Here is a 25,618-nt window from a genome sequence, read left to right on the forward strand (position 1 = left end):
CGTAAGGGTGAGAAAGAGCACATTCATATATCTGGTGTTAGTTCATGTTCGTCAGATGAGCATTGGCACTCTCAGTTCGATGAAAGCAATTTAACCAATTACGAGGAAATAAGCATGGGTATTAGCGCACAGATTGGGCTAGACGCAATTTTGTCCCTATTGCAAAACAATCCAACCTCACTGTTGGGACAGGCTCAATTCCCAGGTGGTCTTAACGCAGCAACTGACCCAGCGGCTGGGATTAATTTTCTTGGGGATGCAGGAGATAACATTGCCATTACTGGCTCAAGTGGCGATCTTTTGAAGGTAGGCAACGACCTTATGCTCGGCGGTGATGGTAATGATTTGCTGGCTTCAGGAGGTGGTAACGACGCGCTGTTTGGTGGCAATGGCAACGATCGACTTCAGGCTGACGATGGTAATGACGTTGTGTTTGGCGACGCGGGCAGTGACGAACTCTTTGGCGGCTTTGGCAACGATATTCTCGCTGGCGGTGTAGGTAGTGATTTGCTCGAAGGTCAAGAGGGCACGGATGTCCTTATTGGCGGTGATACACAAGATCTCATGAGAGGCGGTGAGGGGCAAGATCTGTTTGTGTACGAAGGTAATCTGTTTGCCAATGGCACCCCTGCCCTTGCAGGACAAACCGGCATTAATGTGCTGAACACACCAGATGTAATCCTGGACTATACAGTTGGTGAAGACAAATTTGCGTTAGCTCAAGCGGATTTAGGTCTGGATGCGATTACGTTTCAGAAAGGGCAAGCGTCTGAAATTGCAACCGATGGCAACGTTATTGTGCTGACCAATCCCTTTGCTGCGGCTGGGGCGGCTGCACGTGCGATCGCCAACAACCCCAACATCACAGCCGATGAAGGCGCATTTGTTTACTTCAACTCAACGTTGGGGCTGACCCGGCTCGTCTACTCTAAAGACCTCAGCGACGGTGGAGATATCAGCGTTCTTGCTAATTTGGACAACCAGCGTGGCGAGGCTGGACTGGCAAACGTGGCAAACTTTTCAGCAAATGATTTTGCTCTGGTTTAGCCGTTGTATCGGGTTTGTGCGTTAGCAAGATCGATGCGGTGCTGCTGTAACACAGTAGTATAAGCCGCTCCATCCTCAAGCGATCGCTTGACTGATTGGTGGATGGGTACAAATCCACTCATCCACCAATCAACAGCACTGGTGTAAAGCTGCCGTCGTGAGGCAGTAGTGTGCTGATAACACATGGCAATCCATTGTTGTTTAGTTTGAAATTATTTCGTTATGAGTCGTCAGGTATTAGAGCGTGGAGCACTTGCTTGCTCTTTCTTAGCCCTTTACGGTTGGTCACACCCATCGGTATCGGAACCCACTCTTCCTCATTGCGAACCTGCGCCTAACGTTGCTGGGACACAAGACCGTTGTTTGCAAAATGCACAAAATTTGCAGAACGCACAGCACTTAGCCAGTGGTACAGCGCCCGAAGCCTTGGTGAATGATCAATGGAGCGATCGTCGCCTCAGCAAGCTGCCGAACAAGATCGAAGCTGTTTATAGCGATTTGCTACAACAAGCGCAGGCATTTAGCGATCGCAATCAACTGAATGAAGCAATCAATCGCGTGGCTGGTATTCCTAAAAACAGCCAGCATTACGAGATGGCGCACCAGCTTCAGGAAGACTGGTCAAGAGAACTATTGCGGCAAGCAACCAGTGAATGCCAACACGCGCGTGTTGCCAAAGCCCTTAGTATGCTTGACATGATTCCCGCTACCAGCCAGTTGCACGATCGTGTTACTGAATTACGGCAACGCTGGAGTAAACAGGACAGCTTTCTGCAACAAGCGATCGCCTTCAAAAGATCTGGTGACTGGCAAGGTGTCATTGATTCCGTTAAAGCCTTAGAAGGCACACCAATGTATCAAAGCCTGCCTGTGCAAGAACTGCTGCAAAAAGCCATGACGCAGCTTTTTACACCAGATGCAACCATGCTACAAGTGGCAACAGAAGACTTGCCTGCCATACCGCCCATTGCCTTGCCGAAAGTAAACGCTGCTATGCCCAAGCAGTGAGATAGCTGTAGCTAACACTTCCTGAATTGGTACAAGCCAACCTTCTAGGATTCCCCCATCTGATTAGCTCCTATTTAGGATATCTCCCTACAAAATCTGTAGCATTCTCAAATTCAAATGGACATGACTAATCATCAAGCAACCTCAGTCTAGAGGCAAGTTGTTTGATGATTTCGCCTGCGGAGATCGTTTGTACCTCTAGCGCCTATCTGGTAATGTTTTAGAAAAATCAACCCCAAACAGATGTTTCAACACTGCTACTGGGTCTGTTTGAGGAAGACTCATCTCCACAAAGAGGCTATGCGCTAGCTGTAGCTGGGCAGCACTATATTGCCTCTGGTTAGGGCTTTGGGAAACCGCCAAACTCAAATCATGAAACCATCGCACCAAGACGGGTAGTGAGTTCTCAAATGCCATAGCAGATCGATCGCTCGAAAAGCGTAAAATGCGCCGCTTGAAATGAGCATTCATCAATGTATGGGTAGTGCCCTCCTGGATTAGTTCCCAGGGCGATTGTGGCATTGCTTTCTTGCTCCAGGTAACCCACAAGCGCATCCGTTTCAAAATTACATCTGTATCACTGGAGTTTGATAGAGCAAAGGTCAGCCATTTTGTTGCTGGCAATTCAAGCACTCGACGCACTGGTGGCGGTCCTGTTGGCGCACGGTTAAAGGGTGGCTTGATCGCAGCCTGTGAGGATCGAGCAGCGATCGGCGGTGGCTGGAATTCACTTAAGCGTGCTACTGCCTGGCTGGAAAGGGAAAGAGTCGGGTCAGCTTGAGTGTGAGAAGAAGCAACGAGTTTTTCTGCCGTTGATGGAACAACAGACGTGCAATCAGATGGGTCATGCAGCACGGCTATTGGTTTGAGCGTTAGAGGTGTAACATCCCAGCGATAGCGATCAAGCCTGCCCCCTTCATGCATACAAAGAGGAAATGGGTAAACTTGTTTTGCAATCGGTTGGTGAGTTTTTAGATCGAGGTATTCTACGTGTAAATGGATATCTGGCGTATCGTTTTGCTGTTTATCAAAGGTGTAATCGGGTGGCGGTGGTTCTAGATAGAGCAGCCGTACCAGTTGTTTGACAGCCGGATTTTTACAATCTTGCAACTGAAAAACATTATGAGGGGGGTTAAACACTAACCGCCCTTCAGCATCCAAAAAGTAGTCAAGTGTACAGCCTTGAGGAACGTAGAAAAGAGTGCCAATGTAGCGATCGAGTTTAGGTTTACGTCGTCTCAAGTAGACGTAATACTGGTTTGGGTCGCTTAAGCCCCGATCCTGGTAGCTGTAATCCTTTTTCAGCAGCAGACGGGTATTTTGTGTAGGCGCGATGCCACGGCGATGGCGATCGCCAATTTCTCGCAGCCCACATTCTAAAATTGTTTGAATTTGCTCGGTTTGTAGCTGGGTCATCAAACGGCGAACCAACGCTACCTTTACTGTCGCTTTAAGTTGGTTTATCTGGTCAATAATGCCGCCAGCAACAGTTAAATCTTCTGGCAACGAAATGTCTACTTCAAAAGACAGTGACGAATCAAACGGCTCAGTCAATGCTTTTGCATCTGCTGGAGGGAGCGATTGAACATCCCCCTCGTTCGCAACTGGAACGGGAACTTCACGACTCATGTAAGGAAAAACCAGGGGCTGTACAACACACTTTCCGACAATTCGACTGGGTGAATCTAGCTAACCCAAAGGACTCGATTGCGATGGGTTCATTCTATCCCAGATATTTCCGCAGATTAATAACCTAAGCGAAAGATCGTGCGAAGTAATGCGAGGTTTGTGTTAAGAGTTGATGGAAAGGCTTTGAACGAAGCATTAACAGCCTTTCTCAGTCAGCTATAGGCTGCCTTCTTCAGTAAGATAAGGGATAACGTGGGCGAGAACTGCTATCTACTTCACTGATTGGTTGCATTTAAACACACAGCGGTTTACAGCTTGATTGCAGTGCTGGAGAAGGCTCAAAAGAGTTTTATCCTTATAAGGGACCTTGTGGCGTGTAAAAAGAGCCTTGTGTAAGCCGAATTTCTAACTAAAAAAGCAGGGCATTGCCCTGCCTCTACAGCTTTATAGATTGATAAATAATTTAATTTACGTTCCCGAGCCGCTGAGCGATCGCCATCCCACGCCAGCGTCTACAAGATTCTCAAACACTGATCTCAGCTAACCAGGATAGGCAAAATTAAACGAAGGATACGTTTAGAAGTGGAGAGGACTTTGGCATAAGCGTTCAGCCAAAGGTGAAAATTTATACCTAGAAGCAGATCAAAACTCTCCTTTGATAAATAATTGGAACTACCGGACTGGACAGGCTCTTTAGTTCGACTGCTGCATATTTTTCGCTGAAACAAAAGGTGGAAACCAGTTTGATGCACTCGGTTGTATTAAGTCAGGATACTGCTGAAGGATTGCCTGGTTAACCGCTTCACACCGACGCAGCTCTGCCTCTGCTTGTTTGCGATCGCTGATGTCGAGCAAAACACCGTCCAGCCACAACAAATTACCATGCTGATCAAAAACGCCTTGTTTGCGTTCAGAAACCCAGCGAATCTGACCATTGGCATGAAGCAGGCGATACTCGATCGAAGAACGGTGGCAATCCAAAAACGATTGAATTAAGGAGTCTTTAAGGAGTGGAATATCGTCTGGATGTACGATTCCAAGAAAAGATCGTGCTTGATTGTTGATCAATGCGGCAGCCGGATAGCCAGCGATCGCCTCAATACCATCGCTGAGGTCTGTCATTGTATACACAGCATTGCAGCGAAACGTAGCTCCTGACAGATCAAGCACTAAAGACCGAAATCGTTCTTCACTTGCATTAAGCTCCATTTCTAAACTTTTGCGATCGGTGATGTTGTGTCCACTGATCATGATGCCATCAACATTAGAGGCGGACGGAAAGCGCTGTCCCTGTATCGAAAGTGCTACCCATCGACCTGCTTTTGTTCGCCACCAACATTCGATATCTGGTTGGTGAGGTTGAGCATCACTTGCCCACAAGCGCAATGCAAGTTCAAACTCGTTGAAATGATTGGGGTGAAGCAGTTCTGCAAGATGACGACCCAACAACTCTTCTTCCTTGTAGCCTAAAAGCTGCTCGACAGCCCCACTAGTGTAAACAATTTGTCCTGTATTGGTGGTTTGGATAAACAAGTAGGGGCTATTTAAGATGAGTGCTTTCCACTTTGCTTCGGTTCTAACTAGCGCACTGTAGACCTTGCGATATTCCGTTATGTCGTCCAATAGATACTTGAAGTAACACTGATGTCGGCTCTTACAGCCAGAGTCCTCTGCTAGGGAAACGCTAATGTTAACCCAAACAACGTCGTTATTTTTAGCAATCAATCGCTTCTCAACCGTATAGGAGTGGATGGCTCTATCCAGCAGCTTTTGCTTTAAAACGGCATCAGTCAGCCGATCGCCTGGGTACGTTAAAGCGTCAAACATCAATACATCATGCTCATTTGTCTTCAATAGAGCATGAAATTGTGTGTTGGCTTTAACAACGACACCATCCTGGTTAACCAAAGCCATTGCTAAACTGGGGTGTGGCGGTAACCCTATCGCTTCCTCATTTCTCTCTACAGCAAAATCAATTGGTTCCATATACCCGCTTTTTTGGGCTGTTAAAAACATTGAGTGGGTCGCTTGATTAAAATGCAGGGAACATTCGAGGCTGATTCCACCGTCATGGGTTTTAGCGAGAAAGTTAACTGTTCCTCCCTGTAAGGCACGCTCCCAAAGATCTTTAAGTAACGCTTGTGGTGTTAACGTTGAGGCAAAGCAGTCAAAGAAAGCAACGTCCTCAGCTTCAGCCTGTAGCAAGGCTAAAAAGCTTTGACTAGCATAAATTGTTTGTCCATGCTTGTTGTAGATACAAAGAGGCGTAAGCGCTCGCTCCAAGAATTCTAATGATTGGTGAGACTGAATTCCAGGAAGATTCCACAAAGCAGAAACCATATACAATGCATTCCTTTCGTTTCGGATCGAGTGATGTCAAGGCACGCCTGCTAAATATTTAGAGGCACTATGCTGATTGCGATCGACTCACAAATAATTGATGACTACTAACCTTTGAATGGATACACCCATAGAATTAGGTAGATGTGGCTTCTGCGTAAAGGCGCTGACGCTGTAAGAGCATAAACACCTAAAGCCGTTGCATTACAAGCTAATTATCTCTACCCTTACTCCTGCTAGTTCAGTTACCGATCAACTTCAGACACCCGTTTAACGTTTATTGGTGTTGAGCTATTTCGTTCACTGAACTTGCCATACGTTTGAGTTAGTCGCCTTTATAGTCAAGCATTTCTGTTTCACTGGATCTGTAGAATATGCTTGTTTGACAATTGTCACAGTCAAAGCCTTTGATGTGACAGTCAGTTTGTGTCTGTACGGTCGAGAATCAATTAGAACCTGCCCCATGTACGTGTTCCAGTTAGAGAAAGACGACTCGTCTGGCTTCGTTCTGTCACAAAACCTAGACACTGGCAGTTCTAGCCATTATAATTTACGTGAGCATCTGACCACTAACAGCACTGAGTGCCATTAAGAACAGCACTAAATGCAATCCCATAAGAGCAAGCAGGCTCTCGTCTACCGCCGTAGCAGGATCAGTTTTTTTAATATGTATAGGCTTGCAGGCATAGGTTTGAAATGTAGTGCTTTCCCGGTGTGATGGAGTGATCGCAGTGGCTACTGCGAAAAGTTTTTAGGCATCCGATTATCAAAATTGCAGCCATCTTTCTTTGAAGGTAAAACGCGATCAGCTGGAGTGTCTTGCTAATTGCAAACGTTCTAATGCTGAATTGGTGAGGGTTATTGCAGAAACAGGTGAGGGGACTAGAGTTTAGCGTCCTTCTTGGAAGAAAGGCTGGGGATGAGGTAAATCATCCTTACAAGCAACAATGCTTGATTTTGCAATTCCACAGAAACGTCTGTCATGAACGTTTCCACTAGCAGAGGCTACACTCTTTCACGCCTTAGCCCTTCCATTAAAACCGTAGTTACCCCTTTGAAAGTTGCTGTAAGGTCGTCAAAGAGTCCGCTACCCCTAAGGGCAATAGTGTAGACCTCATCTCACAAAAGGTTGAATTTGCATGATTGGTCAACTCTTGACTGGACGCTATCTCATCCTGGAAAAATTGGGGGTAGGCGGGTTCAGTGAAACATATCTGGCTCGCGACAAATACCTTCCCCATCATCCTTTATGTGTTGTCAAAGCACTGCAACTGTCATCCGGCAACACACTGTCACTAGAGACCGCACAGCAGTTGTTTGAGACTGAAGCGCGGCTCTTAGAAACGCTGGGGCAACATCACACTCAAATCCCAACCCTATTGGCTTACAGCCATGAACACGATCAATCCTACCTAATCCAGGAATATATTGAGGGAGAAAGCTTAAGCAAGTGGCTTGCTCGCGGTAAGCGCTTGACAACACAGGCAGCAATTAAGATGCTGTCAGAGTTGCTATCTATCCTGACGTATCTTCATGCTCATCGTGTGATCCATCGTGATATTACGCCGAGTAATGTCATTCGTCGCCAGCGAGATGGAAAGCTAGTGCTGATTGATTTTGGTGCAGCTTGTCAGCTTCCGGAAGCAACAGAGACTTCTACCAGTGATGAGCGTCCGTTGGCGATCGGTACGCCAGATTATATGCCAGATGAGCAGTATGCTGGCGAAGCCCAGCTCAATAGTGATTTGTATGCGCTGGGTATTTTAGTGATTCATTTGCTTACCGGAGCACATCCACGTCAGTTTCAACGCGACCTTGTTTCGGGACAACTGGATTGGCAGCGTCATTTACCTGAGTCGGCGATCGATCCAGGTTTAGTTGTGCTGCTCAATCGTATGGTGCAGATTGATTTTCGCGATCGTTATCAGCAAGCAGAAGACGTGTTGGCAGACCTGCAAGCCTTGCCCCTCAAAAAATATTTTCGGCAGCCAGACATCACCAATTGGCAAGGTTTTGTAGCCAAGCGTTTGGTACCAGCCGTGGCAGGGGTGCTACTGGGTGTCGTTGGTATTCAGTATGCTCAGGCTCAAGGTCAACAAACCGAATTATGGTTTAGCCAACTCAGGCAGCACTTCCATCCATCTAACGTGCATTTAACAATGGTGCGTGATGTTTTGGTACAGCCTGAAATTGAGCGGTTAGTCGTTGCGCCCAATAACCGTAGCTTCGTTACCACTGGGTCAGATCACGTTTTGCGTGTGTGGTCACTAACAACCGGAGCCATGCTTAAAGCGCTGTCCAAGCATACAACTACCGTCACCGCTCTAAATATTAGCCAGGACAGCAAACTGTTAGTCAGTGGTGGTCAAGATGGCACGGTCTATCTGTGGGATGCCGTCTCTGGGCATTTTCTACGCTCCTTTGATGGGCATCGTCAGCCAGTGACAGCAGTTGCCATTAGCCCTGATGGAAGCACCATTGCCAGTGGTTGTAAAGAAGGAAAAATCCGCCGCTGGGATGCACAGACAGGTATTCGGATGCAGTCATTGAAGCTCGCTGATGGTGAAGTAACTGCACTGGCATATGGTGCAACTTCCGATCGCCTGATCAGTGCCAGTAGCGATCGTGCGCGATCGCTGAGCCAAATTCAAATTTGGGATCTCAACACGGGCAACCTAGCACGGACATTTGCCGGACATACGGCTGCAATTGATGGGTTGAAGGTTGTTGGTGACCAGATGCTTTTTAGCGTGGGCAAAGATCAAGCGTTGCTGTGGGATTTAAAGCGCGAAGAATTAGCCACAGTGTTTCCTAAAAATTCAGCGAATGCGATCACGGCTTCGTTCAACGCTCAAAATATTGTGACTGTGCATGCTAACGGCAGCCTCAGAGTTTGGATGCGGAAAGCAGGGCAGCTAGTGCAAGGCGAGTCGAGTGCGCTAGGGCAAAATTTGGGTGTAGCACTGAGTCCTGACCATCGCTATCTCGTGAGTTGGAGAGCCGATCAACGGCTGCGTGTCTGGCAGCTTCACGCTAACAATGTTCGCTGAAAAAGCAACGTATAGCTTTTGTCACAAAGCTTAGGACATTGGGAAGGAAGGGGGTATGGGACGTTGCCCTAACCAGAGGCTCCACCCCTGCACCCCGTTCTAACCAGTCTGGCGATGGCTATACATCAGACTGATGCAAAAAGCTCTCTAGCCCCGTGCGATCATACCGCTCCGTTAGAAAAAGGAACCTTCAAAGTTCCTCTCTAAGGGAAGCAAGGAGACAGAAGTTTCAAGTTTCAAGCACGTAATAGTACAAAAACCAGATGATTGATGGAATTAGACCCATTCCCGTTTCACACGCTACAAAGCAAGAGTCCCTTGTCCACGGCTTCTCCCTTCATAAAGGGGATTGAGATGGATTAAGCGGAGAAAGCTGTAGCCAGCACTTTTTGCGTTGGTATGGCAAAGTTCACCGTTGGCAACTCCACAGCTAAATACTGACAATTTCCACATGAGGTAAGATTAATGCTGCATAATGTTCCAGAAAAAACCATGCACCGTGTCCGCTGGCTATTAACCATTGGCTGGCTGGTGCTCATTGCCTCACTTCTCTACGACCCGCTGACACCCCTATGGACGCAGCCAGATAATCTGGCAAGTCCCTTTCGGATTGATCCCGATCGCTGCATCAAAATCCGCGATGCCTGTATGTCGCAAGAGCCCTTTGCGATGGGCGCGCTTATCTGGTGGGCAATGATTGTACCCACTGGAATTTTTATCTTACTGGTGCTTGGACATGAGTTCTGGCGGCGGATTTGCCCACTTTCCTTCATGTCTCAAATTCCCCGTGCTTTGGGTATCCAACGGCGACGAAACGTGCGCGATCCATTAACGGGAGAGGTGCGTCGAGAACTGGTGACGATCGGCGAAAACTCGTGGCTTGGGCGAAACCATCTCTATGTGCAATTTGGGCTGTTTATTCTAGGTTTAGGACTCCGTATTCTATATGTCAATTCCGATCGCGTGGCACTGGCAGGCTTTCTCATTGCTACTATTTGCTGTGCCATTTTGATTGGCTACCTCTATGCTGGCAAAAGCTGGTGCCACTACTTTTGCCCTATGGCTCCGGTGCAACTGGTTTACACAGGACCACGATCGCTCTTGGGCAGTCAAACCCATCATGCACCAAAGCCAGCCATTACTCAATCCATGTGCCGCATAGTTGATCCACAAACTGGCAGCGAACGTAGCGCATGTGTTAGTTGCAAAACATCCTGTTTCGACATTGATGCTGAGAAAACATATTGGGCAGAGTTGCGTAAACCCGGTCGGCGTTTGGTGCAATATGGCTATTTAGGCATGGTGATCGCGTTCTACTTGTATTACTTTCTCTACGCTGGCAACTGGGATTATTACTTTACAGGCGCATGGACGCACGAGGCAGATCAAATTGCCAATGTTTTTGACACAGGTTTCTATCTCTACGGCTATGCCATTCCCATTCCAAAAGCGCTGGCAGTGTTTATCACCTTCGGCATTTTGATTGCCATTACGTTCATCTGGGGAGTGGTTTTAGAGAAGCTTTGCCGCACTTACATGACGTGGGGTGGTCGTCCAGTTTCCGCAGAACACGCCCAACATCTTGTGTTTACGCTATTTACAGTGATCTCGTTTTGGACATTTTTTTCCTATGGTGCACGTCCGTCATTAAATCGGTTGCCGTTATATCCTCTGCTGGCATTCAATGCATTGATTGTGGTAGTCGGCTCCATGTGGTTGTACCGCACCATCAAGCGTACCCATGCTCAGTACGAGCGTGAACACATGGCAATCAGCCTTCGCAAACAACTGCACAAGCTTGAGCTAGATCCAACCTTGTTAGATGGACGATCGATTGACGAACTAACGCCAGACGAAACCTACACCTTAGTCAAAGTGTTACAGGGCTTCTCACAACAGTTACGGCTGCATACCTACATCGGTGTAGTGCTGGATTTATTGGAACAGAAGGCAACAAATGGTTCCGGTAGTTTCGAGTTCTGCAAAAAACTCCGACAAGACCTGAAACTCAAAGATGCCGACCACTTCACTGCGCTTGAAATGATCGCCACCACGCATCCATCGCTCTTAGCGTCTCGCACACCGTCTTCTGTCCAGATGCATGATGCTGTGACGCTAGCAAAAACGATCGCCAGACAGGCAAAGCCATCAAACGCACATCGGAGCGATCCCTAGCAATTGCAGTCAGCCTCCAGGTATTACCGCTACTTAATCAATTCACACGCTTTGCAAAGGAGTCTACACGCTATGTTGACCTTAAAGTCAATTAATTTTGAGCAACAGCAGTTCCAAAGCCATCAGTTACAGCAATTGCATCCTGAAAAGATGGAATGGTTGCTGGGACGCAGCGCTGCCTGCGATTTAGTGCTGCCCAGTCCAGAGATTAGCCGCATCCATGGGCAAATTGTTTATGTTGATGATGCTTACCACTACATTGATGTAGGCAGTAGTTCTGGCTCCTTACTCAATGGCAAAAGCGTGCCTGCCAACGAAATGTGCCCACTCCATACAGGTGACATTCTTCAATTGGGAGAAACGTTTCTGCATCTTGAAGCGTTAACGGCTCCTTCCTATAGTGGTAGCGCTGATGGATTAAAGACCCACCCTCCTATTTCACTGCCTGACCAGCAATGGGCTGGTGAAGATTTGCAATGCCGTTGCTGCCGTATTGTGGACGAAACACCGGACGTAAAAACCTTCTGCTTTGTTGCAGAGCCGCCTGTGCTGTTCAACTACCTGCCAGGACAGTTTGTGAATCTGGCGCTCGAAATTGATGGTCAGCCTGTAATGCGATCGTACTCCATTTCATCATCGCCGACCCGCCCCTACCATCTTAGCTTGACGATTAAGCGTGTACCGTCTCCTTCAGATCAGTCAGATCTGCCTGCTGGCATTGTTTCAAACTGGTTGCATGATCATCTCAATGTGGGCGATCGCGTCAAATTAATTGGTGGACCGATGGGGCATTTTACCTGTTTACCCCATTTGCCCCCTAAGCTGTTGCTGCTTTCGGCTGGCAGTGGCATTACACCTATGATGTCGATGTCGCGGTGGGTGCAAGATACGCTAACCGATTGCGATCTTATCTTTCTCCATAGTGCGCGCACACCTGCAGATCTCATTTTTCGTACTGAGCTAGAAACCATCACTGCCCAACTGCCAAATTTTCAGCTAGCCGTCACACTGACGCAGCAACCACAAGGTAACGCCTGGATGGGTTTGACCGGACGCATTTCTGACTCACTGTTAAATATGGTTGTGCCTGACTTGCTCGATCGCGCCGTCTATGTTTGTGGACCTGCTAGCTTCATGGACAGCATTCGTGCCTTGCTAGAGTCCATGAAATTTCCTATGCAGAACTATCAAGAAGAGAGCTTTGGTGGCAAAAAAGCCCGACCAACGGCACTGGAGCTAACGGCTACTAAAGGCTTAATATCGGAGCCGGAAACGGTTATCCATCCTGGGAAGGGACATCACGCACTGTCAACTACTGCTAAAGCAACCCCCATTGTTCACTTCACTCAATCAGATCGGCAGGTGGAAGCAGACGATAGTGCCTCGATTTTGGAACTTGCAGAACAAGAAGGTATTCAAATCCGTCATGCTTGCCGCGTTGGTGCCTGTGGTGCCTGTAAAATTCGTGTTCGGCAAGGGCAAGTGCGATACGACGCTCCACCTATGGCGCTTACAGCCGCCGATCAGCAGGCAGGGTATGCTCTCGCATGTGTTGCTTACCCAAATGGAGCGGTGGTGATCGACGCTTAGTGGAGCAGCAAAGGGGAGAGGGAGGGAGCAGGAACGGGGAAAGTGAAGAGGTGAAGAAGTGAAGGGATAACCAATTCAACCGTTCCCTTGGTTTCATTAAGTAACGGCAAGGCTGTGAAAGAGGATTAGATAAGGCGGATGCATGTAGAGACAATCAACTGCTTTCTTTAGTTTCAGTAGCATCTTCGGCTCTAATCAAAATATCCGGGGGACGTTAAGCTGCTGGATCGGAAGTCTATTATTGCAATTGCAGCGGCAGTTAGGACACAATTGGAGGTAAACTTGAGCGCTAAGTACCCTTAATATTCCAGCCCCATGCAGTGATAGCCTACGCTAAAAAGTACTTGCTAAGGATGAAAAGGGCAATCATGATCTATTTCCCTCTATCCTTCACCAAGGAACAGTATCTTCTATTTGTCAAGTAACTAATGTCGTTGTGTAGAAAGCAGACTTATCCCTCTCTAAGTTTTTTCACAAAGTCTTGAAACCGATCAGAGCCTTTGATCTCTATGCGAGGCAATGCCAGCAGAGCATCATTAAAATGACTCAAACCAGGGTGACAAGAAAGTCCAAAGGTATAGCCACAACCTCCAATTAAGTGTTCAACTACGCGATCACAATCCCCATAGGGGTAAGCAAATGCTCGAATCGGAACTTGCAGTTCTTGTTGGAGAATGGCTCGCGATCGTGCTCCTTCTTTCACAACTTCGGCAAATGATAGCCCGGTAAGTGGGCGATGGCTAGCAGAGTGAGAGCCAAACTCAACCCCTTCTGCTTGAAGCTGACGGATTTGCTGCCAGTTCAGAAGTGGTAAATCCTCGCCATAGAACTTGTCCCAACTGTTGGACTGCCCTATTTTATCTGCAACTAAAAACACGGTGACTGAGAAGCCATATTGTTTTAGCAGTGGCTGAGCGTAAGTTAAAAAGTCAAGATACCCATCATCAAAGGTAATCAGTACGGCTCGACCTGATAAGGGTTGCCTGGTTGCCATCGCAACACGCCACTCTTCTAACGTAATGCTGTAGTACCCGGTTTCGCGTAGATAGCGAAGTTGTTCCTCGAATACCTGCGGAGTAACTCGCCAACGGTTCATTTCAGATAAACCTGTGGGTGCAACTCGGTGATACATCAGGATTGGAAGCTGGGCGGTGGCTGGGGCGGGAATGTCGTAGCGTTGGGGAGAGCCACCATTCCATAGAACTTTGTGAGCAACGTGTCGGGGCGGGGGAGTCGGCTGTGGCAGCTCAATGATTTCTGGAGCCGAATGGTAGAAAGGATTCCAGGAGCGCTGTTGGTGTTGAAAGAGTTGGATACGGTAAAGCGGTGTTTTCAATTCCTTCACTAGCTGGAGTGAAGAAGTACTAGCGAATGTTTCACCAATCACCTTGGCACCAAAAGGATGATCCCAGTTATAGCCAGTACGATCAGGTTCATCAACAACCAGATTGGCATGGGCAGTTAAAAAGTAACCACCAGGCTCAAGCGCATTCACTACTTTCTGGGCAAAAGCCCGAAGTTCCTTTAGTCCGCCAATGTAATACAAAACTTCACTACAAACAATCAATCCAAACTGTCCTGGCAATGGATCTTTAGCTAGATCAAGGCACAAGAACTCAAGATTTTCTAGCTCTGCACAGCGTTCGGCAGTTCGATCGATCGCAATTTGAGAAATATCTGAAGCGATCAGATGATCGATACGGGGAGCAAGTTGAACTGTGAAATGCCCCTCAGCACAGGCAAGCTCCAATGCTCGCTTAATTCTCTTCTGTGGCAGAAGGGAGAGTGTTTGCTCATACTTGGTTTGCTCATAAGCGTTGGTGTACTTCCAGGGATCTGCTTGCTTTGCAAACAGCGACTCAAAGTAGCTGCGATCGTACAGGTTTGCTTGCTTAGTTTTGCTGGCTAAAGCCTGACCAGGATGAATAATGGATGATTTTCTCTGGTTTTGTGAACGTGAAATGAACTCTGGTGCGTAAACAATATGTTCTAGCTGCTGATTCAATGGCACCTGATGAGTTGTTGGTTCCCCCGCACCAGTTGCTGCCTCTTGTAGTTCAGTCGCTGCATCGATCGGCAGAATTGCCCGTCGAGATGCACTGGTTCCCATCACTTCTGGTCTGCGTCCAAGCAGCAATGTGTTTTCAGGAGCTTTGATGTAAGCAATCGGAAAATCTGATTTGTCTAGAAGATCAGGAATAACTGGGACAAACTGAGTCGTAGATTGATTGTTCAAGCGCTTCTGCTTCGTTGCTTCAGCAAGGCGATCGCGTAACGACAAAGGATTATCGATGGTTTGTCCTAGTAATCCTTCTCGTACACAAGCACGACACAACTCAAATCCACTATCAGTTGTCAAGGCTACCCTGAGTGCCTGAGCAGAAACGAAATTTCGCTTGACTGGAACTGTCACAACGCCAAGGGCAGAACCGCCCACTGTCAGTACTACGTTTAACGCTGACTGAGCGGTTTCCACGTCGGGAAGCTCTTCACTAACTTCAAGGACAAGCCAGCCATCGTCACTGTGGCAGCGAGTGCGGGACTGCTCTACAACCGCAGGATCATAAAATTCCCTATCAGACCACTCTGGACGACCCCAAAGCTCTTGCAAAAACACTGTCCAACCTGTTTGATTGTGCAGTTCTTGGACTGTTAAATCTTGTCTATCGTTAACTTTGGAATAAATCGTGTGTTCAAAAAACTTTCCAAGAATTGTCCAGGCATACTCAGCCACAATCGCATCACTCAACACATAGCTTGCAACAAATCCATCGCAAACAGGAAGCTCAAGCTTGCCAATGGGAGTTCTTTCCAGTTCAATGGTGCAGTGAATTCGCTCAATGGATGTGGGAGAGAAAATATCGGCGATCGGTTCTGTAACCTCAACCCGGACTGCATAAGTGGATCCGATCGCAATAGGTCTTGGCTCTGTCGTATGCTCCACAACCAAGCGCTCTAGAATAATTTGCGTACGATTTGCTAGTGTAGGTGCCTGCGATCGCGCTTCCAACGCCGTTAAAAACTCATTAATAAAGTGCTCAATCTTTAACCATAGGCTTCCCCAAATATTGGGTGCTTGACAAGTAGAACGTAGAGCCGATTCAAAAAGGCATTCTGCAACGTATTGAGGATGAAGTTGCGGTTCCCAGTCTTCCAGCGTATCAAGTAAATACCGTGCATCTCTAGTACATCCTAATGATAGACCCGCTGCCCAAATGACCAAGTAAGACTTGGCAGCCAAAAGCTGACTGACTGACTGACCGTTTGCATTAGTGAGACGAGGATTTGGTACACGTGAATCAGGTGCATGTCCTTGAGTGATGACCCGCAAACCATCCCTACAAAACTGATCACTATCTCTTGAAGCTGAATCGGGTCGAGCACGATAAAATGCCAAAACTTCAGAAATGGCTCCGAAATCTGCACCTGTCCGTGCTACTCGTTGCCATAAATCCCAGTCTTCACAAGCTTTTAAGGAGGAATCAAACAGTCCGACAGTTTCAACCAGCGCTTTCCGAATGATGCAAGCATGGATTACAAAAGCACACTTACGGGCAAATAAAGCGAACAAATTGTTTGTTTGAGGGCAAAACCCCTGACTGATGGTGATTCCATCTGGAGCAACCAGCGCCCAACCACAATGAACTGCATCTAAGTCTGGATCAGCCTCCAACACACAGAGCATTTTTTCTAAATGCTCCGGTGCAATCCAATCATCTGCATCCAAGAACAGTAACCAGTCAGACTGCGCTAATTGGATACCTGTATTTCGGGCTACACTAACACCCATGTTAGATTGACTAACTACTTGGATGCGAGAATCTTGTGAAACCAAGTTTTTAGCAACTTCAATGGTTCGATCAACAGAAGCATCATCTACCACAATTGCTTCCCAATCTAAAAGAGTTTGAGCAAGCAACGATTGCAGTGTTTCAGCGATCGTCTCTTCTGCATTATGAGCAGGGATAATAACAGATACTTTCGCCATATTGAATCGTTTAGTTAGACGTTCTAACTTGCAAGTGTTTAATTCTCTAGAGTAAAATAGCGATGTTATTTGAGTAATTGATGAAAAGCAGAACTACAATCTTTTGAGCATCGTCATTTGTGCTTTACTGATTTCCCAACGATGGGGTGGACACAGTAATCCTCTTTTTTGAATCATTGAGTCAATTACCAAGGAGTAAGCATGCCAATGATAGTCATAGGCATAATCCCACTGTGTTTCGTAGATGCCAACATCGACAAAGTACTGTCCACCTGAAAGATCAAGACGATCAAGACGAAGCGTGATTTTGCCCTGCCCTTGAATAGAGGGAAGTGCTAATTCTCTAGCAGAGATGTTAGTGTCAAAACAGACTTCGCCATCCTCATTGCTGATACTGACACCAAAATTTGGTGCATGAATTAGCTGAGGTGATAAATATTCAATTTCGATGCTTAATGCATCACCACTATGAAGTTTTGAAGCAGGCAAAAGCCGTACATTAGTAATTTCGACCTCTAAAGAACCAAAGCGATTTTCATTGACTCGCAGTTCTATTCCTGCTTTTGTCAGTTGTGGCGGGCGCAACGGAGTACGCTCCTGAGTTTCTGATCGCATCTCAGCAAGATACTGTCCAACGACCACCTCTGGTTCACCCTGAGCAACAACTTGTCCCTTCCGTAACCATAGCACTTGGTCACAAAGTTCCTGAACCTGTTCAACACTGTGAGAGATGTAGATAATGGCACAACCTTGCTCCTTCAGTTGGGCAATTCGTTCCAAACATTTCGATTGAAAAGAGAGATCGCCAACGGAAAGAAATTCATCAACTAGCAACACTTGCGGTTGAGTATGAACTGCAACAGCAAACGCAAGCCGCATCTGCATTCCAGTACTGTAAGTCCGAACTGGATTATCAATAAACTCTGCTAACTCAGCAAACTCAACAATAGAGCCAAAGCACTGCGCTACTTCTCGACGAGTGAGACCTGCGACTACACCGCAAACAAAAACGTTTTCCCGTCCCGTCAAGTCATAATGAAGACCTGCACCCAGATCAAGCAATGCTCCAACCCGCCCCTTGAGCCTAACTTTTCCCTCGTCAGGACGCCCAACACCGCCAATTAACCGCAGTAGAGTAGATTTCCCCGCCCCATTTCTACCAATAATCCCTAACATTTTTCCTGGAGCAACCATGAAACTGACATCGCGCAAAGCCCAGAAGTGTTCCACTGGTTTCAACCGTCTCCAACCGGAGAGCGCCGCCTCCATAATAGTATTGGGTCGATCGCAATGATATTGAGAGAATCGCTTTCCTAATCGCTGGACAACAATTGACTCAGTCATTTACAGTTCCTCCACAAAGCGATCGCTCTGCTGTCGAAAAAACTGTAGACCGATAGGTAAACAAACCATCATGACTATTGCGATGATGAGTAAGGGTACCCAATTCGGTGCCACGCCTTCTAATAAAATAGCTCGGTAAGCTGAAACAATATGCACCATTGGATTGAGATTGTAGAAGAATTGATAGTTAGCTGATAGATGCTTGATGTCGTAAAAGATCGGCGTGACATAAAACAGGAGGGTGAGCACAATCCCTAATGTATGCTGTGTGTCCCGAAAGGTAACGTTCAGGGCTGCCAGTACATAGGTAAGACTGACGGTCAGCATAAATTGAAGTGCCTGCAAAAGCGGTAGAAACAGAATTACAGGCTTTAGCTCAATGCCATCAATGAGCAGAAAGATAATCAAAACGGGAAGTGCTAACAAGAAGTGAATTAATCCAGTTGCTGTAACAACTACAGGCAAGATAGCGATGGGAAAACCAGGCTGCCTGATGAGAGAGCGGTTGCCAATAATTACCCCAGTTGCTTGATAAAGCGAGGACTGAAACCAATTCCACACTAGCAACCCAGTAAATGTAAAGGAGGCATAGCGAGAGATGCTAGTTGGAAGCACCACCTGAAAGACAAATGCAAAGACGATGAGCTGGAGCAATGGGTTAATTAATGTCCAGGCAATTCCCAACGTCGATCGCTTATAGAGTAGCTTCATATCGCGATCAACAAGTTCACGTAGTATGTCAAACCTTTGCGCTAGTTGCCGCTTAGAAAATGGAAAACTTAATGCTTTCATAGTTATGCCTTTTCAATCCTCGTTTCCCTGGCATTCAGCTTTAAACGTGCGGCACAACGTTGTTGAAACAAGTAAACTAATGAACTTCTGAGCATTCCAATTATCCTAATCAATGAAATATATTGTGCCAATTCACGAGATGGCAAGATTATGCAGAATCTAACTATTAAAGTACTTGTTGATGAGGAACTGTAGAATCCTAAAATTCACAGGCTGTCGTACTTATCTTCTCCAAAGATGGAAGATTCTCTAGAATTTTGAACGTTAACACCCTAGTTCACATACACCGTTTCTTGGGAGAAGGTAACGGGTTTAGCAGAGAAGTCCTTTAGACCAAGTGCATCCGTAGCTTTCTCTAGTGCAATTGCTGATAATAGGGAAGAAGCTAAAGTAGTTGCTAAAAAGGGTCGAAGATGTTCCCCACGCAGACGCTCACGTCCAGGAGCTAGGGGAACGTGACCTACAGGTTGATGACCGTAGAAAATACGAATACTCGTGGGACGGTAGGTATCCAATACTTGTTCTGCTGCAACTAGTCCTTCCTTAAGGTCAACCTCGATCTCAGGCTCTTCTTGTGTTGCGGCAATTGGCTCAAGCTCTAAGAACTGAGCGAGAGCTACCTGGGTATTTAAAACATCAGCAACTCCCCGCATGAACCAGTAGCCGAGTAGCTGGTCTAGCAATCGATGCCAAGAACCATGCATTCGCATATATTCCAGCACATTCAGCCAGCCTCGGAAGCTAGTCACTATCCAATCACTCACGATTGGAAACTGAAAAATGAGAATGAGCAAGATGCTTTGAAAGAGGGGGGATCGAGATTTAAACAAGTACAAAACAGGAAACGTAGAGATTAATTCAGGATATTTGCGTCCAAGCTGCACACTCGCTTTTCCTTCCTGATATTTCCGTTGAAGCGATCGGTCAAGATCAGTAATTTCGTGGTGATATCCTAAGGCATTTTCATCAAAGGTAAAGTTGGCACCTGCTTGAATTAAGCGCACACCCAATTCATAATCCTCATGACACTTAAAGGATGCATCAAAGCCACCAACTTGATTGAACAACTCTGCTTGCAAGGAGAAATTACCGCTCAGAAGGTTGCGGTAGCTAAAACGATGTCCATACTGCCTCATTGGACAAAACATTGCTTCCCACCAACCTCGTAGCTTTGCACGAAAGAATCCTGTCTGGTTTTGCAGGACTGGGGGTAAGTAGCCAATTACAACATGACTTAATTGATTCTGATGAGCACTAGCATGAGCTTCAACTAAGTAAGGAGTTGGTTCAATATCATCATCTAGAAAGAGTAACAATGTTCCCTTTGCATGAGCTGCTCCTTGGTTCCTGGCTGTTGCTGCACCTTGTCCAGACTGCTCAACAATTTGAAGAGCAAAGGGCGCCTCATAGCTGCGGAGCATCTCTACAGTTCCATCCGTACAACCATCGGCTACAACAATAACTTCTATCTGTTGAAGTGGATAGCTTTGAGCCTTCAGAGCATCAAGACTACGCTTGAGAGCAGCAACACGGTTATGTGTAGGAATAATTACGCTAGTAAATGGCTTCATACTATTCATGATTGATAACTCTTTGATCTTTGCCGTGAAGAAAAGTAAGCCCAAGGACCTACAAGACAACCGTGTAATTCTGCAACGATGAGATCTAAAGGAATGCTGCCAGGTCTTTTAAAGAGGGCACCTACTAGATAAGGTAGTTGATCTTGATGGAACCAAGCTAGAGCGATCGGAAACATGCTTGGATCTCTTTCAACTAGAAGTATCCGAGTCCAATAAGCGTAAACTCCAACTCCATAACCGTAGAGCGCTCGCCGTAGTTCTTCCCAGGTACGTCGATGTCGATGCCAACTTAGTGCCGTTGGGTCATACACAATCTGATAACCCGTCATCAGAATTCGGGCGAACATTTCGTGATCTCCACCTGAGCAGGTTGGTGTTCCCGCGTCTAAATGTTCATCAAAGGAACCAACCAACTCAAGTAAGCTGCGACGTACAGCCATGTTAGCTCCTGCCCCCACTCGCCCTGTTGCAATAGGATTTTGTCTATCTCCTCTGAAAACAACTCGCTCAAAGCCTTTTCCGAAAGGACAGTACCGCTCAAACCACTCCTGCGCTTCGGTTTCTAGTTCTAATGGCATTGTTAAACCTGTTATACACATGACCATTGGATCATGGAAGTTTCTCAGGAGTGATCGCAGCCAGTTTGAATCCGGAACTGCGTCGTCGTCTGTGAAAGCAATGACTTCGTGAGCCGCTTCTTGCAAGGCACGATTTCGGGCATTATTAAGCCCAGGGCGATCCTCACGTACATAGCGTACGCGACTGTAGCTCTCTACAATCCGTTGTGTCTCATCTGTTGATGGGCAGTTATCAACTATCAGGACCTCTTGCCCATCGTCAGGTAAGCGCATTAGTGCATCAAGGCAGCGTCGGGCATCCTCAGGTCGATCGCGCGTACAAACGGCTATCGTCGCTTTAGGAGGGATAAAGTTTTTGCTCTCAATGCTATCCCAATTTAAGTAGTGATGGAGCCAGGCTGTTTCAAGATTTGAACCCATACTACTTAGCACGGCAGCTCGTAGTTCAGCCCCATCAATCTTTCCGTCAAAAACTGATAAATAGGCTTTACCGATCGGCTTCCCATTTAGGCGAATTAAAGCAAGTGCTTTGTTATAACGTTCTAACCCAGCAATGACTGATGGAAGCTTCTGTAAATCAAGATCAAGAACAGCTGTTGCCATTTCTACCTCTATAAAACTTTTTTATAGCTCAGACGATTCTGAAACTTTTGATTTTTTACTCTTAGCTTTAAAGCCAAGATCGATAAAAATTTGTGCAATAGAATCTCTAAAGTAGATTTAGATTGATTCAGCTTCTTTGGGTTGAAATTAAAAGTTAGTTTTTCGTCACTACTAGACCTACCATTTTCCCTCTTTAACTGCTTAGAAAAGTGATAGCTCAACTTGGATGAAGAAGTGACAGCTTGAAATTTGGACCTCAAAAAGACCTTAATTGATAGTGTATACAGCTCAGTTCTTAAAGAGGAAATTAGCCAATCGGTCTCTAAAGCTTTTTGTAGCCAAGACAGTGTACTTTGATAGTCACCCTGTTGTTCGCTTTGCCGTGCTAGATACATATAAAAACTACTGCTTGACAGACGGTAAATGAGAGCAGGGATCTCTGGATGCCTTGACCGAATTAGTTGCAGCATTAACGTATGAGAACTTGCCATGGAGCTGTAGTTGCAAGACATACTATGCTGAATTTTGCGATAGCCAACCAGGAACTCAGGTACAGAGCGAAACTCAAATTGTTCTGCAACCCGCAAATAAAAATCCCAATCTTCGCAGCCCTGAGCATTCTGCTTTTTGAACTGGCAGTTATAGCTCCCAACTTTCTGTAAGCAGTTTCGACGAATGAGTGAAGCACTTGCGTTTGCTAAAAAATAGTGGCAAAGCAGAGTTAAATAGACATTTCCCTCAACTTGGGCAGCATGAGTTTCTCCAGTTGGCAAATCATGTTCATCAATGTCTAAAGACCATGAATATACTAAGCCTACATTAGAGTTAGAATTAGCAAAACAATGCACCTGCTTTGCAATATTTTCAGGATGCCAAAGATCATCGGCATCGATCGGTGCAATGAATTCTCCTCTAGAATGCTGAATTCCTAGATTGCGAGCAGCAGCAACGCCTGAATTGGGTTGATGTAATAGAATAACGCGATCGTCCCGATGAGCAATCTCGCTGACAATTTCGGCTGTGCGATCGTGAGAACCGTCATCAATAACAATTACTTCAAGTTTCTGATAAGTTTGGTTCAAAACAGAGTTTAGTGTTCGCTCCACAAACTGTTCAGCATTGTAAGCAGGGATAATAACAGAGACTAATGGTAAAGATTGTTTCTCACAAGGATAATTCATGAATACCAATGATTGAGTTACTCTATGTTGCTAAGACAAGGCTTCTTTTCAAGACATTCATAGTCCTTACTATCATTCTTGATTAATACTAGTTTTGCCAGTGAAGCAGACGACCCAGAACAAAGGGGAACCCACCGTAGATGGAATAAAACCCAGTGCGTCCTAATGGAGAACGCTTTAACTTATTCGCAAGCTTAGTGAGGCTATCCGGATGAACTTCACAATTTTCATCAACGAAGCAGGGGTGTTCGACTTAAGCAACCTGGACGCTTATTCGAGCCGCTCCTAGTTGTAGTCAGCGCCAAAAAGTAAAAGCATGATTCGCTCTGAAAAGTCCTGATAGGGACTGATTTGGGTGAACTGATCATTAGGTTGAGAGCAAATAAATCAATGCACCAGTGCACTAAAGATGACACACTTGACCAAAGTGGTTGAAGCTTTCCTCAGTATTTCCACTAAAAACAAAAATCTTGAACAAGCCTCTGTACTTTGAGTGAAGTTCGGCAAAATCTTCCGGATGAACGCTCCAGGTATTGTAGAAAGAACGTCTTAGTACTTTCAGTACAGTTACCAGGCAATGTTCTAAATTTGCTTTAGATATCACACTCATTAAACTTGCCCAACTTCGATCCAACTGAATAGAGAATGTTGTCTCAATAAAGCCCTTCAGAGGAAATAATGAGCTATTTCGTTATTGTTTGGATTGTTCTACTTGCTACTGGCTACTTAATCGGCATTGGGTTGCTCAATGTCTTTCAGGTCAGCTATTTAACACGAGCTGGCGATCGTCTGATCGTCTCTGTGTGGGTAGGAACTGTCACACTAGCGATCGCGCTCTTAGCAACCGCTCTCATTCTTCCTTTATCTCCACTTGTAGGAGCAGGCGTTGCAGGAAGCTTTTGTTTGATAGCATTGTTGTCAAAACGCACTCGAACAGAACTGGTGGCGTTAAGACCAAAGGTATCGAGAAAGAAAATTTTTGGCTTCTTGGCTTTGGCGATCGCGATCGCATCTCTAATGACTCGTCAAGTTACCTGGTACGACACAGGGTACTACCATTACCAAGTGATTCAATGGCTAGAGAAGTTTGGCACTGTTCCGGGTGTAGCCTTACTATTTCCCAACTTCGGCTTCACCTCATCCTGGTTTGCCTTTGCTGCACCTCTCAATGCTGAAATTTTTGATGCCCGCGTTAGCGCAGTTACCAACGGCTTTGTTTTCCTCATTGCCACCTTACAATTCTTCATTTGCTTAACGCACTGTTTGAAGCGTAAAGCCTACTTAAGTGATTGGTTTATGGTAGCTTGCTCACTCATACTTTTACCAGCCTTAATGTTGGTAAGTTCGTTAGCAACCATTTTAGTCTCGCCCTCTCCAGATATTCCGGTCATTTTTCTTGTAGAGGTTACGGTCTGGTCAATTTTAGGACTCTCTACTCGTAAAGAGCTTTCTCCAACAAGTAGCGAAAGAGCGATCGAACCTGAAGTAATTCCGCTATTCTTAGCAGCAGGAGCCGTAACCGTAAAACTGACCGCTTTGCCAGTTTTATTAATCTCTAGCTTATTTTTTATTTTTATTAGAGGGTTTAAACCACGACGATTTTTGGTCGCAGGCGTAGTAATCACAGTAGCGATCGCCCCGATGCTCATTTCTGGAGCCATTACGTCCGGGTGTCCAATTTATCCATCTTCTTTGTTCTGTCTCGATTTACCCTGGTCGCCAGCCCTGGAAGAAATTAAACAGACAGCTAATGGGACGCATGGCGTAATAACTTGGGCAGACTCACCGCCATCTGGTATCCATCCTTGGCTCTGGTCATTTTGGCGCTGGTTTAACTCCTCCATCCAAAGGCAATTCATGGCTTTCTTAGTTTTATTCTCAATCTTTCCTGCAATCTACCTTGCAAGAAAAGTAAAAATGGACCGCTTCTCTGAGCCGCTTTGGGTGATATTAATAGCAGTTTTAGGAATCGTATTCATCATACTGCAATCCCCTTTCTTCAGGTTTGCAATCCCCTACCTCGTTCTTTTACCTGCTTTAGGCATGGCAATCTACTTTCAAAATAATTTTGAGGATGCCTTTAATAGGGTTGTTGAGCGGTTAAGCTCACAGTTCCCTTTGCGAAATCTCTACAGATTTATGCCTATTATCTGTCTTTCTTTAATCGCTGCAATCATTACAAGCTACGCCAGCATTGACTCATCTCAATTATTGTTGCCTCCGCAAATTCAGAGGATTTCCTTTGAGAAGAAACAAGTCAACGATATTACGTATTTTTCTCCAATTCAGAGTATTTTATGTTGGGCAACTCAGCTTCCTTGCACGGTTGAAATCTCACCCAATGTTAAACTGCGTAATTCGGCAGAGGGCATTGCGGGCGGCTTTGTTCGCATCCGAAATTAAGGTAACGATCTATTTAATTATGCTGTAAAAACGGTATAGGTAATGCAATGAGGCTCTGAAAAGGCTTTTCAGCCTATTTGTAGGAGATCCTTCAAGGCGATCGATCCTTTCTCCTACGCCAGATTGAATTGAGTTATCCCTTAGAGACTGCAACAACACTGCTATTGATGTTGCGATCAAACAACACCTGTGATTTAAACAGGATTCTGAAGCGTAGCCACGGCGATCGTAATTCTCCTAGAGCACAACGGCTTTTCCACTGCCCCGGGTGATAGGTGGGAATGACAATATCAACAGTGGGGGTGAACAC

The 25,618-nt window shown here is 46.0% G+C and carries 16 protein-coding genes; 6 read left to right on the forward strand and 10 right to left on the reverse strand.

Features of this window, described 5'->3' with window-relative positions:
* Nucleotides 1-114 precede the first annotated feature (114 nt).
* Nucleotides 115-1,047, forward strand: coding sequence for a hypothetical protein (locus tag H6F86_RS17885; protein WP_190450080.1), 933 nt, complete (start codon nucleotides 115-117; stop codon nucleotides 1,045-1,047).
* Here H6F86_RS17885 and H6F86_RS17890 read toward each other — a convergent pair.
* The gene (locus tag H6F86_RS17890; RefSeq protein ID WP_190450081.1) at nucleotides 1,044-1,232 is read right to left on the reverse strand and encodes a hypothetical protein; all 189 of its coding nucleotides are present in this window, start codon (nucleotides 1,230-1,232) and stop codon (nucleotides 1,044-1,046) included. The two genes, H6F86_RS17885 and H6F86_RS17890, sit on opposite strands and share 4 nt — an antisense overlap.
* 37 nt (nucleotides 1,233-1,269) lie before the next feature.
* On the opposite strand from H6F86_RS17890, the gene H6F86_RS17895 reads away from it, so the two are divergent.
* Entirely contained in the window at nucleotides 1,270-2,055 is a 786-nt protein-coding gene (locus H6F86_RS17895) for a hypothetical protein (RefSeq protein ID WP_190450082.1), read from the forward strand.
* 198 nt (nucleotides 2,056-2,253) lie between these two features.
* On the opposite strand, the gene H6F86_RS17900 is transcribed toward H6F86_RS17895, so the two are convergent.
* Together H6F86_RS17900 and H6F86_RS17905 are read right to left on the reverse strand one after the other, a co-directional pair.
* Nucleotides 2,254-3,684 (reverse strand): hypothetical protein, encoded by a 1,431-nt coding sequence (locus H6F86_RS17900; protein ID WP_190450083.1) that lies wholly within the window; start codon nucleotides 3,682-3,684, stop codon nucleotides 2,254-2,256.
* Nucleotides 3,685-4,377: 693 nt separating this feature from the next.
* Nucleotides 4,378-6,024: a PAS domain-containing protein gene (locus tag H6F86_RS17905; RefSeq protein WP_190450084.1), complete on the reverse strand. Its 1,647-nt coding sequence runs from the start codon at nucleotides 6,022-6,024 to the stop codon at nucleotides 4,378-4,380.
* A 1,139-nt stretch (nucleotides 6,025-7,163) separates the two neighbouring features.
* Here H6F86_RS17905 and H6F86_RS17910 point away from each other — a divergent pair.
* From H6F86_RS17910 to H6F86_RS17920, 3 genes are all read left to right on the forward strand, one after another.
* A complete protein-coding gene (locus tag H6F86_RS17910) occupies nucleotides 7,164-9,074 on the forward strand; it encodes a serine/threonine-protein kinase (protein WP_190450085.1) in 1,911 nt (636 codons plus the stop codon).
* 465 nt (nucleotides 9,075-9,539) lie between these two features.
* Complete coding sequence (locus H6F86_RS17915) at nucleotides 9,540-11,249, forward strand: hypothetical protein (RefSeq protein ID WP_190450086.1); 1,710 nt, start codon at nucleotides 9,540-9,542, stop codon at nucleotides 11,247-11,249.
* A gap of 72 nt (nucleotides 11,250-11,321) precedes the next feature.
* Nucleotides 11,322-12,839 carry a 2Fe-2S iron-sulfur cluster-binding protein gene (locus tag H6F86_RS17920; RefSeq protein ID WP_190450087.1) on the forward strand — a complete coding sequence of 506 codons (1,518 nt, stop codon included), beginning with the start codon at nucleotides 11,322-11,324 and terminating at the stop codon, nucleotides 12,837-12,839.
* 451 nt (nucleotides 12,840-13,290) lie between these two features.
* Here the strand turns inward: H6F86_RS17920 and H6F86_RS17925 are convergent, their stop codons facing one another.
* The 6 genes from H6F86_RS17925 to H6F86_RS17950 all read right to left on the reverse strand — a co-directional run bounded on the left by H6F86_RS17925 (nucleotide 13,291) and on the right by H6F86_RS17950 (nucleotide 22,905).
* Complete coding sequence (locus tag H6F86_RS17925; RefSeq protein WP_190450088.1) at nucleotides 13,291-16,827, reverse strand: trifunctional glycosyltransferase/class I SAM-dependent methyltransferase/polysaccharide deacetylase; 3,537 nt, start codon at nucleotides 16,825-16,827, stop codon at nucleotides 13,291-13,293.
* Nucleotides 16,828-16,920: 93 nt separating this feature from the next.
* Nucleotides 16,921-18,171, reverse strand: coding sequence for an ABC transporter ATP-binding protein (locus tag H6F86_RS17930; protein ID WP_190450089.1), 1,251 nt, complete (start codon nucleotides 18,169-18,171; stop codon nucleotides 16,921-16,923).
* On the reverse strand, nucleotides 18,172-18,963 hold the full coding sequence (locus H6F86_RS17935) for an ABC transporter permease (RefSeq protein WP_190450090.1): 792 nt from the start codon (nucleotides 18,961-18,963) through the stop codon (nucleotides 18,172-18,174).
* Nucleotides 18,964-19,235: 272 nt separating this feature from the next.
* Nucleotides 19,236-20,534, reverse strand: a complete 1,299-nt coding sequence (locus H6F86_RS17940) for a glycosyltransferase family A protein (RefSeq protein ID WP_190450091.1) — start codon at nucleotides 20,532-20,534, stop codon at nucleotides 19,236-19,238.
* A gap of 5 nt (nucleotides 20,535-20,539) precedes the next feature.
* Complete coding sequence (locus H6F86_RS17945) at nucleotides 20,540-21,724, reverse strand: glycosyltransferase (protein ID WP_190450092.1); 1,185 nt, start codon at nucleotides 21,722-21,724, stop codon at nucleotides 20,540-20,542.
* A gap of 8 nt (nucleotides 21,725-21,732) precedes the next feature.
* Nucleotides 21,733-22,905 (reverse strand): glycosyltransferase family 2 protein, encoded by a 1,173-nt coding sequence (locus H6F86_RS17950; RefSeq protein WP_190450093.1) that lies wholly within the window; start codon nucleotides 22,903-22,905, stop codon nucleotides 21,733-21,735.
* 903 nt (nucleotides 22,906-23,808) lie between these two features.
* Here H6F86_RS17950 and H6F86_RS17955 point away from each other — a divergent pair.
* Complete coding sequence (locus tag H6F86_RS17955; RefSeq protein WP_190450094.1) at nucleotides 23,809-25,308, forward strand: hypothetical protein; 1,500 nt, start codon at nucleotides 23,809-23,811, stop codon at nucleotides 25,306-25,308.
* A 133-nt stretch (nucleotides 25,309-25,441) separates the two neighbouring features.
* Here the strand turns inward: H6F86_RS17955 and H6F86_RS17960 are convergent, their stop codons facing one another.
* Nucleotides 25,442-25,618 carry a hypothetical protein gene (locus H6F86_RS17960; RefSeq protein ID WP_190450095.1) on the reverse strand — a complete coding sequence of 59 codons (177 nt, stop codon included), beginning with the start codon at nucleotides 25,616-25,618 and terminating at the stop codon, nucleotides 25,442-25,444.

This window comes from Phormidium sp. FACHB-592, from assembly GCF_014695795.1.
Lineage (GTDB): Bacteria > Cyanobacteriota > Cyanobacteriia > Leptolyngbyales > Leptolyngbyaceae > Stenomitos.